At 54.2% G+C, this 13,192-nt stretch carries 10 protein-coding genes; 2 read left to right on the forward strand and 8 right to left on the reverse strand.

The features are described 5' to 3' along the window. Nucleotides 1-4 precede the first annotated feature (4 nt). The 3 genes from R70331_RS26660 to xylA form a co-directional block, all read right to left on the reverse strand. Nucleotides 5-1,555, reverse strand: a complete 1,551-nt coding sequence (locus R70331_RS26660; RefSeq protein WP_042180873.1) for a response regulator — start codon at nt 1,553-1,555, stop codon at nt 5-7. A gap of 212 nt (nt 1,556-1,767) precedes the next feature. Further along, nucleotides 1,768-3,264, reverse strand: coding sequence for a xylulokinase (gene xylB / locus R70331_RS26665; RefSeq protein WP_042180875.1), 1,497 nt, complete (start codon nt 3,262-3,264; stop codon nt 1,768-1,770). Nucleotides 3,265-3,418: 154 nt separating this feature from the next. Then, nucleotides 3,419-4,738 (reverse strand): xylose isomerase, encoded by a 1,320-nt coding sequence (gene xylA / locus R70331_RS26670; RefSeq protein WP_042180877.1) that lies wholly within the window; start codon nt 4,736-4,738, stop codon nt 3,419-3,421. A gap of 291 nt (nt 4,739-5,029) precedes the next feature. Between xylA and R70331_RS26675 the strand changes: the two genes are divergently transcribed. Further along, a complete protein-coding gene (locus R70331_RS26675; protein WP_197071369.1) occupies nt 5,030-6,187 on the forward strand; it encodes an ROK family transcriptional regulator in 1,158 nt (385 codons plus the stop codon). Between the two features lie 132 nt (nt 6,188-6,319). Next, nucleotides 6,320-6,526, forward strand: a complete 207-nt coding sequence (locus R70331_RS26680) for a hypothetical protein (RefSeq protein ID WP_042180881.1) — start codon at nt 6,320-6,322, stop codon at nt 6,524-6,526. Nucleotides 6,527-6,638: 112 nt separating this feature from the next. Here the strand turns inward: R70331_RS26680 and R70331_RS26685 are convergent, their stop codons facing one another. The 5 genes from R70331_RS26685 to R70331_RS26710 all read right to left on the reverse strand — a co-directional run bounded on the left by R70331_RS26685 (nt 6,639) and on the right by R70331_RS26710 (nt 12,937). Beyond that, nucleotides 6,639-7,079 (reverse strand): GNAT family N-acetyltransferase, encoded by a 441-nt coding sequence (locus tag R70331_RS26685; RefSeq protein WP_042180883.1) that lies wholly within the window; start codon nt 7,077-7,079, stop codon nt 6,639-6,641. 94 nt (nt 7,080-7,173) lie between these two features. Continuing rightward, nucleotides 7,174-7,407 (reverse strand): glutaredoxin family protein, encoded by a 234-nt coding sequence (locus R70331_RS26690; protein ID WP_042180885.1) that lies wholly within the window; start codon nt 7,405-7,407, stop codon nt 7,174-7,176. A 129-nt stretch (nt 7,408-7,536) separates the two neighbouring features. After that, entirely contained in the window at nt 7,537-8,478 is a 942-nt protein-coding gene (gene trxB, locus R70331_RS26695) for a thioredoxin-disulfide reductase (protein ID WP_042180887.1), read from the reverse strand. A gap of 382 nt (nt 8,479-8,860) precedes the next feature. After that, nucleotides 8,861-10,825 (reverse strand): heavy metal translocating P-type ATPase, encoded by a 1,965-nt coding sequence (locus R70331_RS26705; protein WP_042180891.1) that lies wholly within the window; start codon nt 10,823-10,825, stop codon nt 8,861-8,863. 981 nt (nt 10,826-11,806) lie between these two features. Further along, nucleotides 11,807-12,937 (reverse strand): hypothetical protein, encoded by a 1,131-nt coding sequence (locus tag R70331_RS26710; RefSeq protein ID WP_042180894.1) that lies wholly within the window; start codon nt 12,935-12,937, stop codon nt 11,807-11,809. Nucleotides 12,938-13,192 lie beyond the last annotated feature (255 nt).

A 13,192-nucleotide genomic window follows, 5' to 3' on the forward strand; every position in this document is an offset into this window, starting at 1 on the left:
CCGTTTAATGCTCCTTGCGGAAGGCGCTTGGTGATACACCGACATATTTGCGGAATTTGGCGTTAAAATAATCAGCATTCATGTAACCGACCCGTTCCGCCACCTCGTACACCTTCATGCCCTGCGCCAGAAACTGCTTGGCCTTCTCAATTCTCACCTTGTCGAGGTACGTATTGAAATGCTCACCGATCTGATTCTTAAACATTTTACCCAGATAAGCGCTGTTATAATTAAAAATCTGTGCCAGCATTCCAAGCTTCAGATTCTCGTTATAACGGCGCTGGATCAGGTCGGTGATCCGTTTAATTTCATCCCCCCGGCCGCCGCTGTTCAGCTGTCCTGCCAGGTGCTCCAGATAATCAGCCACCATGCGGTGGATATCGCTCAGAAAAAAGCTGTTGTACACATCGCTCGCCGGGGAAGGATTGTCGCTGACCAGTGCACGCACCTCCGGGTTCGCCGCCTCAAGCCGGGCAATGATGCTGCTGATAATCCGGATCAGATTGTTTTTGATGTGGAACTCATCATGTCTGGCTTCCACCAGCTTGGCGATCATCTGCTTCACCAGCGGTGACAGGATTTCTGTGCTACCCGTCTCAACTGCCAGCAGCAGCTCCATCTCTTCATCACGCTCGGATTCCCCGTGTTCACCCGGCTCTGCCTCAGGCTCCTCAGCAGCCTCGGCCCAATGCTCCATGAAGCCGCCGGAGAGTATCTCCCTGTGCCCGAAAAAAGCCTGCTCAAGCAGCATCCTGGCCGCGCTGTAAGAAGCAGCAATACGCTCCGGGTCTGCCGCCGTGCCGCCGGATGCGGCGTAGTAATCCAGGCCTTCCCTGAGGATGACCCGGTCAAGCTCCTGCCGCAGTGCAGCGCGCGCAGCGTCATCCTGCAGCGGCTCCTTAAGCAGCAGGCCGGCGTAGGGAGGCAGGCTGAAGTACTCAGCCTCCTCCGGCTGCCAATGCCGCTCCAATTCACTGCGGACACGATCTTCCTTTCCTTCTTCCCCCTTGGCGGGGTTCAGCAGCTTGAGCAGTACAACCTCGCTGCTTCCCTGCAGCTTAAGCTTGCCGGCCGCCTCAAGAGCACTGATATCCCCCGGGCCGGGCTGGAACAGTCCGCGCAGCCAGAGTTCACGGCTGTTCTCCTCCACTACATTCTGCAGAACGTTCAGCATCTCCTCTTGCCCGATCGTCACACGCATCTCCCGCAAATAGGAGATAAGCTCCTCTTCATCGACCGGCTTCAGCAGGTAGCCGTCAATGCGGTTGGAAATGGCCCGCTTGGCATATTCAAAGTCGGCATAGCCGCTGAGAATCAGCACGTGGCATTTCGCATTCTGTCTGCGCAGCTCTGTAATCAGCTCCAGACCGTCCATTCCCGGCATCCGGATATCGGCGACAACCAGCTTAGGAGCAAACGTATTGTACTTCTCGAGCGCCTCGAATCCGTTCGCTGCAGTTGCTACGACCGTATAACCCTCATCCTCCCATGGAATCAGGCTGCGCAGTCCCTCCCTCAGCTTGGGCTCATCATCCACAATCAGCACTTTTATCATCAGCTCTCAGCCCTCCCCTATAACACGAATCCGGAAACAAGTAGAAACGGCTCTGCCTTCCTTCAGAGAAGACAGCAACCGTTTCTGCGGGAAATATAAGGATTACTGATTGCGTAGAACATATACATCCTTATATTTGGACAAACCGTTTTTTCCGGAATTCTCAAGTATTATCAGCTGACCATCCGCCTGACACAGCTAAGCTTCAGCTGTTATCTGCGGTAAGCCGCCAGCTTGTTATTCAAATCGCGGGTCTGTCCGTATACATCCTGGTAAAGTGCAAACAAGCCGTCATAGACTGCAGCCTCTTCTGCATTCGGCTTAAATACTTCTGCCGGACGGATGAAGGCTTCGGCGCATTCGCTCAGCGAGGTGAACCAGCCGCTGCCGTAGGCAGCCAGCATAGCTGCGCCCATCGCCGGACCCTGCTCGCTTTCCAGCTTAATAATGGAAGCATTGAAGATATCAGCCTGCATCTGCAGCCAGGCTTCATTCTTGGCACCGCCGCCAATCGCGATGATTTCTGTAATCTCTTTACCCGATTCACGCACGATCTCAATCGATTCACGCAGCGAGAATGTGATGCCTTCCAGCACCGAACGGGTGAAATGGGCCAAAGTATGGCCGGAATCCATGCCGATGAAGCTGCCGCGGATGTTGGCATCCGGGTGCGGGGTACGCTCACCGCTGATGTACGGGGTGAACAGCAGGCCGCCGCTGCCTGCCGGAATCGATGGTACGCCGGACAAGAGTTCATCAAAGCTCTTCTCAGCGGCAAAGGTTTCCTTGAACCAGGTAAGGCTGTGGCCTGCCGCAAGCGTTACGCCCATAATATAGAAGGCATCCTTCTCACTGTGGTTGAAGAAATGAACCTTGCCCTCCAGGTTAAGATCCTTGTTGGTTTCATAGGACAGCACAACACCCGAGGTACCGATGCTGCACATCGTCCGGCCTTCACCAAGGATACCTGCACCCAGCGCCCCGCAGGCATTGTCAGCACCGCCGGCGAATACCTTTGTCGAGGTCAGCAGGCCGGAAGCCTCCGCAATCTCAGGCAGCAGCGTGCCGGTCTGGTCAAAGGATTCCACCAGCTTCGGGCACAGGGACAGCGGCAGGGAGAAGGCTTCAGCAATCTCCGGGCTCCACTGCTTCGCACCCACGTCCAGCAGCAGTGTTCCGGCTGCATCCGAGTAATCCATCGCATAGTCGCCGGTCAGTCGGAAACGCACATAATCCTTAGGCAGCAGGAACTGATGGGCCTGCTCCAGCACTTCAGGCTCGTTCTCCTGAACCCAGAGAATCTTCGGCAGAGTGAAGCCTTCCAGCGCCTTATTTCTGGCGATGTCGATCAGCTTCGATCCCAGCGTCTTCTCAATTTTGCGGCATTGGGCCGTAGTCCGTGTATCATTCCAGAGAATAGCCGGACGCAGCACTTTGCCTTCGCTGTCCACCAGCACCAGCCCGTGCATCTGGCCGGAGAAGCTTAGCCCGTCTACCTGTGACGGATCAACGCCTGAGGTCTCAATCAGCCGGCGCAGGCTGACCAAAGTCCCCTGCACCCAATCCTCCGGATTCTGCTCGCTCCAGTTCGGCTGCGGCCGGCTCAGCGGATACGCTTCCGAATGCTCGAACGCTACCTTTCCCTGCGCATCAACAAGCACAGTCTTAACTGCGCTTGTTCCGAGATCGACACCGATTACATATTTCATAGTTGGGGCCTCCTAAAATTTATATGTAGCATAAACGCTTCAATAAAACAAGAAAAGGGGCTGCCGAAGAATGCTTTCTTCAGCAACCCCCGTTGCATTAATGGTCAGTCAGCCTTGAACTTACAGGCAGTGCCGCAAGCTGCGGCAGCTCTGCTTACTCTACAGTAAGAATGTACTGGTTCAAAGTAGCTCTGAGCAGTTCCTGACGTCCGGACTGGTTCGCACGCGGATTTTCGTTGTTCAGCGCGTAGTCAGCCAGGGAAGCCAGAGTAGCCTTGCCGGATACGATGTCTGCGCCTACGCCTTCATTGAAGCTGCTGTAGCGTTTTGCGATGAAATCATCGAATACACGGTCTTCGATCAGCTTGGCAGCAACCTTAAGGCCCTTGGCATAAACGTCCATACCGGAGATATGTGCCAGGAACAGATCCTCAGGCTCGAAGGAAGGACGGCGTACCTTGGAGTCGAAGTTGATTCCGCCTTTGCCGAGTCCATCGTTCTTCAATACTTCATACAGGGTCAGAGTAGAATCATAGATGCTTGCAGGGAATTCATCTGTGTCCCAGCCCAGAAGCGGATCGCCCTGGTTCGCATCCAGCGACCCCAGCATGCCGTTGATGCGTGCTACACGCAGCTCGTGCTCGAAGGTATGTCCTGCCAGAGTGGCATGGTTGGCTTCAAGGTTCAGCTTGAAGTGCTTGTCGAGATTATATTTCTGCAGGAATGCGATGCAGGTTGCCGCATCAAAATCATATTGATGTTTGGTAGGCTCTTTTGGCTTAGGCTCAATCAGGAACTGTCCGTCGAAGCCGATTTCCTTGGCGTAATCTACTGCCATGCTGAACAGACGGGCAATGTTGTCCTGCTCAAGAGCCATATCTGTGTTCAGGAGGGTTTCGTAGCCTTCGCGGCCGCCCCAGAATACATAGTTGTCAGCGCCCAGACGTTTACCGACTTCCAGACCCTTCTTCACCTGTGCAGCTGCGTGTGCGAACACGTCAGCATTGCAGGTGGAGCCTGCACCGTGCATGAAGCGAGGGTTAGTGAACATGTTGGCAGTGTTCCACAGCAGCTTTTTGCCGGATGCCTTCATGCCTTGTTCAAGGATATCTACGATAGTATCGATGTTGCTGTAGAACTCGCGCAGGGATGCGCCCTCAGGAGCAATGTCTACGTCGTGGAAGCAGTAGTACTGCAGGTCCATCTTTTCCATGAATTCAAAAGCTGCTTCTGCACGTGCCTTAGCCTTGTCCAAAGTGCTCAGCTTATCCCATGAGCGGACTGCAGTTTCAGCGCCGAACGGGTCGGAGCCGCCTGCTGTTAATGTATGCCAGTATGCCATTGCAAATTTCAGATGCTCTTCCATCGTTTTGCCGGCTACGATTTCTTTAGGATTGTAGAATTTGAATGCGTAAGGATTAGTGGAACGGCTGCCCTCATACGAGATTTTGCCCACTGTTTCAAAATAAGCCATTATTAAAATCCTCCTCTGTTTTGCTTCGCCCGCAAGCGTTTACAGCAACATCTTATCATATCTTTTTGACTTTGTATATTGGTTAAACAAAGTTTTTTTTACTTTTTTTCGGCTGCATGCATGAACATAAAGTACCCGCCTGCCGCAGCTGCTATGCGGACCCCGGAGGAACCTTCCCCCCGCGTTACATTCTGATGTGCCCTCCTGCTGCCTGTTGCTTTTTAACGGACATCGCTCTAGACTAAAGGTCATATGTTGATGAGAACGTTGTCAAAAAAGGAAGTGTGCTGTGTGAGGGTTACCGCCGACCAGGCTCTGGTCAAAAAGATTAATAAATCGCTTATTCTACATACCATCCGTATGAATGCCCCGGTCTCGCGGGCCAGGGTCTCCGAAATGACCGGTCTTAATAAAGCTACCGTATCCAATCTGGTTGCCGAGCTATGCAGCCAGGAGCTGGTCACCGAGGCCGGACCCGGCGAGTCGAGCGGCGGACGCAAACCGCTGATCCTGCATTTTAATGCGGCAGCCGGCAGTGTAATCGGCATTGAGCTGCGGGTGAAGCAGCTTACTGCCGTGCTATGCGATCTGGACGGGGGCGTTCTGCAGGAGGTGGACTGCCGGCTTGAAGCACATGATTTGCCCTATGTGCTGGAGCAGATGAAGAGCATCATTACTGCCTTAATTGCCCAGGCCCCTCCTTCCCCCTACGGTATCGTTGGCATCGGGGTCGGTGTTCCGGGTATGGTGGACGACGGGGTTGTGCTGTTCGCGCCCAACCTTGGCTGGGAAATGGTCGAGCTGCGGGCCATTCTGGAGAGCAGCTTCGAGGTGCCGGTTACCATCGACAATGAGGCAAATGCCGGGGCACAGGGAGAGCTGAATTTCGGCGCGGCACGCGATGTGCGCCATCTGCTCTATATCAGCGCAGGCTCAGGGATCGGCTCGGGGATCATCATCGGCGGAGAGCTGTATAAAGGTGCTCGCGGCTATGCCGGAGAGACCGGGCATATGACGATTGAAGCGGAGGGCAAGCCCTGCAGCTGCGGCAGCCGCGGATGCTGGGAGCTGTACGCTTCGGAGAAAACCTATGATAATCAGGGGCTCACCCTGCCTGCACGCACAACAAGCGAGCTGGTCCGGCACGCTATTCAAGGGCAGGAGGATGTCCTTAACCATTTCGCCTCAATCGGAGAATATCTCGGAATCGGCGTAACCAATCTGATCAACAGCTTTAATCCGGAGCTGATCGTAATCGGCGGTGCCCTTTCAGAGGCTGAGCCCTGGCTGGGAGGGCCGCTGCGCCGGGTAGTAGCGGAGCGCACGCTGCCTTACCATAAGCAGCAGCTGGAGATTACCTTCTCCCGGCTCGGCAGCCGGGGAACCGTAATCGGCGCCGGGTTCTCAGCCGTGATGCATTTTCTCGGCAATATCCGGGTAACCCTATAGTCAGAAATTGACGTAAAATCGCCGCATTTAAAGCCGCTGGAGGGCAGCAAAAATAACAGGAATGTTTTATAATTAAACTCATATAAGTGTGATATATGTCACACGCGTTTCCCCTGAACGGAGAGTGAGTTTATGACCTATGTTGATACATCTGATATTTCGGCGCAGATGTTCATCACTGTGCTGCTGCTTCTACTCATAATCGCTCCTTTAGTCAGCCTTGGTGTACTGCGCCTGTTTCAATCAAAGAAGAAATCAGGCATCATGCTGATTATCAGCGGTGCCGCTGTTTACGGCGTCTTCCAGGTTGTCATGTCTATCACCCACATGTTTACTTAACGTATAATTCCGGATGATTTATCCTCCGGACCCAGGACAAAGGCCACACCGCCCCGGAAGGGATGGCATGGCCTTTGTTTTTGTACTTATTTTACTGTAAAAGCGGCTGTCCTTACATTCTGCTCTGCGCCGGCTTCTTTACAGAGAATACGCAGGCAAAACGTTCTACTCCGGGATATTTTTCACCCAGGCTGGTGACAGCAAAACCCGCATTTCTGTAGAACCCGGCAGCCTCATGATCCGTCTCAGCAGTAAGCTTCTCCACTCCGTCCGCCCGGCTAACCTCAGCAATCATACCCCGGCCGATACCTTTGCCCTGCCAGCCGGGCTTTACGGCAATATGCCTAATCTCTACCGTATGTCCGCCCTCCAGCCGCAGCCCGATTATTCCGCTCAGCTCACCGTTTACAAAGCAGCCGAACAGCTCTCTGGAATCTCCGGTAAAATACCGGTTCATCTCCTGTTCCGCAGCCTCTCCTCCAGCAGCCATGCACAGGGCAAGCAGCTCCTTCACCGCATCCTGATTCCAGTAATCCCTTAAGCATATTAACAACGTACACAGCCTCCTCTTCAGCAAAAATAACGAAAGCAAAGACCGCCCCCGTTATGGAAGCGGCCGGTCAATATTGTATAAGGACAATAGCTTATTATACCGTTGCCAGAGCTTTGGCGAACTGGGTTTTATTCATGCCTACGATTTTGAAATCGCCAATAACGGTTACAGGCACTGCTCTCATTCCCATATCCCATACCTGCTGGGCAAAATCATCGTTCTGCTCAATGTTGCGCTCCTCGTAGGATACGCCCTTTTCGCTCAGAAAGCTTTTGACCTGGCGGCAATGCGGGCAATTGGTCGAAGTGTACACAATTACATTTTCCATCGGATGTTCCCTCCTAAAAGTTTTGTAAGCTGTGCTTCCTGAATTTCATCGTACAAAACTCACTGCGTAAGCATAAGCCTTCTTAGTTTCTATTGTAGCACCGCAGTGCTTTTTTGACTAAAAGAAGTATTACAGAATAACGGCGCTGTGCTCCAGGCTCTCGATGTATTTCTCGGCATCCATAGCTGCCATACATCCGCTGCCTGCTGCGGTAATGGCCTGTCTGTAGCGGGTATCCTGCACGTCGCCGCAAGCGAAGACGCCCGGAATGTTAGTCTCGGAGGTGCCCGGATTGGTCACGATATAGCCGTTCGCATCAGTCGTGATCTGTCCGCCCAGGAATGAAGTGTTCGGGTGATGGCCGATGGCTACAAATACACCGCTTGCTTCAATAATCTCTTCTTCACCGGTTACATTGTTAAGCACCTTAAGTCCGCTTACGCCTTTATCGCCCGCCACCACTTCCAGCGGAGTGCGGTTCAGACCCCAGGTTACCTTGGCGTTGTCGCGTACACGCTCCTGCATGATTTTGGAGCCGCGCAGCTCTTCACGGCGGTGAACCAGGGTTACTTTGGAGGCAAAACGGGTCAGGAAGCCGGCTTCCTCAAGTGCGGAATCTCCGCCTCCGACAACAACAATTTCTTTGCCGCGGAAAAAGAATCCGTCACAAGTGGCGCAAGTGCTGACACCACGGCCGATATTATCCTGCTCACCGGGAATCCCGAGATACTTCGCTGTCGCACCGGTAGAAATAATCAGGGTATCTGTTACCAGCTGTCCCATTCCTTCGACATTCAGCTTGAACGGGCGGTCACCCAGCTCCACGCTGTTCACCCAGCCTGTAATAAACTTTGCACCGAAGCGCTCAGCCTGCTGACGCATATTATCCATAAGTTCCGGCCCCATAATCCCATCAGGGAATCCCGGAAAATTCTCAATTTCAGTTGTAGTGGTAAGCTGTCCGCCCGGCTGCGGGCCTTCAATAACCAGCGGATTCAGGTTGGCACGGGCCAGATAAATAGCAGCAGTCAGCCCGGCCGGTCCGGTACCAACAATAATGGATTTGTACATGATTATATCCTCCTTGAGATGGACGGCTGAGTGCCGGATCTGCAGTTGCTTAATTAAAATTATTATAATGTAGTACTTATTATGATCATCTCAAGGGAATATGTCAATATGCCAGACTCGTTCTAATCGTCCTTTTTTGTGAACAATTCAATTTTAAACAATTTATTTGGCGGAACAGGGTTTTTGACACTGATTATAATGATTAAAGGGATGATATTTATGTTCCCGGATGAACTGCGGCTCCAGAAAACATTAGCACCTCCGGCCGCAGCCAATCTGCAGAATTCAGGATTTAGAGCGTGGTCCGTATTTGAAATCTGGAAACTGTTCATGCCGCAGCAAGCAAGCTTTTCTGGAAAAAGCCGTTAGTCTGCCGCTACCGTTATCTTAGCAGTCTCAATCCGTTCAGAATAACCAGAATCGTACTGCCTTCATGGCCGACCACACCGAACGGAAGGGCAATCCCCTGCAAAAAGTTGCTCAGCATCAGCGTTACAATCACTGTCACCGCAAAAATCATATTCTGCTTCACAATCCGCTGCGTCCGGCGGGCCAGCTCAATCGTTGAAGCGATCTCTTCGATATTGTCATTCATCAATACGATGTCGGCAATTTCCAGTGCAGCCCCGCTGCCCTTCATCCCCATACCAATGCCCACTGTGGCCGTTGCGAGCGCCGGTGCATCATTAACACCATCGCCGACCATTACAACCTGCCCGTATTGTTCCCGCAGCTCTTTGATCCTTGTAACCTTATCCTCCGGCAAAAGATCAGCAAATACCAGATCCACTCCCGTCTTGCCCGCCATTACGCCTGCTGCAGCCTTCCGGTCCCCTGTCAGCATCGCAACCTTGACTCCGAGCTTTTGCAACTTCTGCACAGCAGCAGCTGCCTGAGGCCGCACCGTATCCTGCAAAGCGATCATTCCGGCAATATGTTCTTCATCAAGGATCAGCGAAACCGTCTTGCCTTCACTTTCCAGCTGCTCCCGGACCGCTCTCCAATGTGCATAGGCATCCGCACCGGCTCCTGCCGGTTCATCCAGCCTATCCGATCGGCCGATCCGCCACAGTCTGCCGTCAATCCGTCCTTCTATGCCCCAGCCGGTTACCGACCTGTTCTCTTCCGTGCTGTACAGCTCCACCTGCTCCTTCTCAGCCAGACGGACAACCGCCTCCGCCAGCGGATGACGCGACAGCTGCTCAATGGAAGCACTGACTGCAAGCAGCTGTTCACGGCTGTAGCCTTCTCCGGCAACCAGATCAGTAACCTGCGGCACCCCCTCGGTCAATGTACCCGTCTTGTCAAAAGCGACTACCTGCACCTTAGCCATATTTTCCAGATGAACGCCGCCTTTGAACAGGATGCCTTTGCGTGCGCTTTTGGAGATCGCGGACAGCATAGCCGGCATAATTGATGAGACCAAGGCGCACGGGGATGCAACTACAAGGAACACCATCGCTTTATAGAAGGTATTGCCCCAGCTCCAGTCCAGTACAAACGGCGGCAGCGTAATTAATCCAATTGTGGCAACAACCACTGCACGGGCATATACCGACTCTAATCGTTTAATGAACCGCTGCGAATCCGGCACCTCCGTCTCCGCTTCCTCTACCATTTTGATGATCTTGGCAAAAAGCGTATGTTCAGCAGCAGTGGTAACCTCGATATACAACGGGCCCTCCCCGTTGACCGTACCCGCGAATACTTCGCTGCCGACCGCCTTCTCAACCGGCAGTGATTCCCCGGTGATGGAGGCCTGGTTAACAGACGATTCTCCGCGGCACACCTTGCCGTCTGCGGGAATCAGCTCACCCGGACGCACCAGCAGCAGATCGCCTACTGCCAGCTGGTCAATCGGCACCTCGCTCATCGCTCCCTGCTCAATACGGATAGCTGTGGCCGGCTTGAGCGCCATCAGCGCCGAGATATCCTTTTTGCTGCGCTCCATAGTGTAGCTTTCGAGCGCTCCGCTCATGGCAAAGATGAAGATCAGCATTGCACCTTCATTCCAGTAGCCGATTGCTGCTGCACCCAGCGCAGCGGCGATCATCAGCAGATTGACATCAAGGTCACGCTCTTTGACCAGCGTCTCCACGCCTTCCTTGGCCTTGATCCATCCCCCTACTGTATATGAGATTACATAGAGTACCACTGACAGTACCTCCGACCAGCCGCTGGCCGCCCAGGCAATGAGCATCAGCAATCCGCTGCCGAGCGCCGCCTGCATCTCCGGATTGCTCAGCATAGCGACCGGATCAAAGCGCCGCGGCTTAGGAGCCCGGGGCTGCTGGCCGGTGCCCTGGCGGGCTGCTGATTTAGGGAGTTGTTTGGATGTTGCTTGCATAGTTAATCACCTTCCTGATTGTATTGGATAGCACACTTGAGAATGAGAGCCATTCTTACAGCCCTTAAAATGACACATGCTGCCCCGGCTCAGCCGGGACAGCATGGTAAATGAGAATGATAATCATTTTTGTACTACTGCAAATATATTTCCTCAGTGCAACTTATAGCTATACTATACCACTTTATCCCCGAAAGTAAACCCCGGAATCCGTCTAATTAAAGGCAGCCTGCCGTTGGCCCGTACGGCTCCTAACCGGACCTTATTTACTGGCTTAACGGTATTTATGAAGAGTTCGCGGCAAGCGCGATTTAGGACAGTAAGAGGGGGAGTTTGTCGTGAGAGGATTGGAGCGCTGTTTGGCGAGCTGCCGGGGAGGGGATGATCGGATAGCGGCTTGCGAGCGGATTTGTGGGAGGATCGGAGCGGTAATTGAAGAGCCGCTGGAGAGGTGATTAGAGCACCGTTTGCGATCTGCCAGGGAGCGGATCCGTGAGAAAATTGGGCGTTGCCGTATTGGGGATGTTTCTTTAACGTATGGTGCGGGCATTTATTTGGATTTTCGCCAACTAATTCCACCACGTCTCAGCTTCTGTGATCATTAATTGGAAAAACTCCACCTAAACTTACCTAATTACCTCTTAGAGGGCGATAAACAGTAAATGAAGTGGAGTTTTTCCCACTAATAGCCTCTTCTCAGGAAAAAAACCAGAAATAGGTGGCGTTTTTCAACCTAATGGGATCAGTCCCCTCTGCATAAACGTTGCTGCCACATAAATAATGAGGAATGTTCTACTCCATGCACTTAATTCCTGCTGCTGCCCCTGCTGCCCCTGCTGCCCCTGCTTCCCCTGCTCTCCTGCTCTCCTGCTCTCCTGCTCTCCTGCTTCGCCGCTATAGCCGCATTCTCAGCAACTACAAAAGGCGATATCCGCTCTTAAGCAGGATACCGCCTACTCAGGTGCACCACAGGAGTTAAACCTACAGCCATCCTTCGGCGGCTGTATCAGTGCTGCTGTCCTGCCGGGCTATCCAGGTCAGGCAGGCCGCCCGCAGCAGCGCTTCGGTCCGCTGGCCGGCGCTGCAAAAGATCCCGCTCATGCCGATCCGGTACAGATCGGCAAGCGCTCCCGCCGCCGCGGGCCCGGCGGCGAGCACAACCGCCGCCGGCTTCACGCGCCGCACGGCGGCAAGCGCGGCTTCCGCCGCCAGGACGAAGTCCGCGGCGGCGGACTCCTCCGGCGCGGCCAGGTCCGCCGCGCTGTCAAGCACCAGGAAATCGGCGATGCGCGCGATTTCCCCCGCGGCGGCGGGCGGCACACCGGGGGCGATTAGCGCCCCGATGCTGCACGCCGCCGCGTAAGCGTGGCCGAGGGTCTGCTCGGCCACGTCCTCGATGAATTCGCGCTGCGAAGCGAATTCAGCCACGCTGGCGGGGTACGCCGCCAGCAGATCAATGCGGCTGTCGCTGCCCAGCCGCTGGTTCGCCGCCACGGCGGCGAACAGGGCTTCGAGCTGCACATCCTGCAGCTCCGCCAGCTTGGCAGGCCAGGCCGCCAGCTCCGGCGTGTGCAGCAGTGTGACAGCGGCCCAAATGCTGTCCGCTGATTCCAGCAGGGCGGCGGAGGCGGCCCGCAGCCGGTAATAGATGCGCTGCAGGGAACGCTCAGCCTGCAGCGCATCTTCGCTGTTCAGCCAGCATTCATATAAGCCGGCCAGCTCCGGGGTCTGCAGCCATTCCTCACTCCGGATCAGGCAGGGCCCAGCCGGGAATGAGCCGGATTCATCCCGCTGCAAAGACCGGTCTGCGCTTCCTTCACGCAGCACCAGGAAAGCAGGACGGTCTCCGGTCCGCTTCAGATAAGCCCGGCCGGGAGGCTCCGCGCCTCTGCCCCGCTTTTCTCCGGTGATAAACTCCGCTGCAGCGGAAGCCACAGATGCAGCCTGGCTCATCTCCACTCCCAGCGCCCGGTCAGCAGCACTATACTTGAACGGGCGCTCCCCAATATCACGATTGTAATCCTGCTGTTGTTCACCCTTCATCCCCGCACCCACCTTTATTGGCATTGGATTGCTGCCGGCCTTGCTGTACATACAAGCGGTTACCGGCATGTTGCGCTTCTACCTCTTATAGATACGGGATTATATCCTGAAATATGCAAGCGGTATCAGAACGATAACAGTTCTTCGCCACACATCCAGTAAAACAGTTTAAGCACGGAGGACGCAGATGCTTTGAGCGCTCTGTAGATACCAGCTGTCACACAACCGCGTACAGCCCAAAAAGCCCCTGCCCGCATCCTCCTCCTGTCCGGCCTTTTTGGGCTGAACGGAGTCAAATGCGGTAGAGGCTTATGCAGGAAGAAC

It is taken from the genome of Paenibacillus sp. FSL R7-0331 (assembly GCF_000758645.1).
Classification (GTDB): Bacteria; Bacillota; Bacilli; order Paenibacillales; family Paenibacillaceae; genus Paenibacillus_AQ; species Paenibacillus_AQ camerounensis.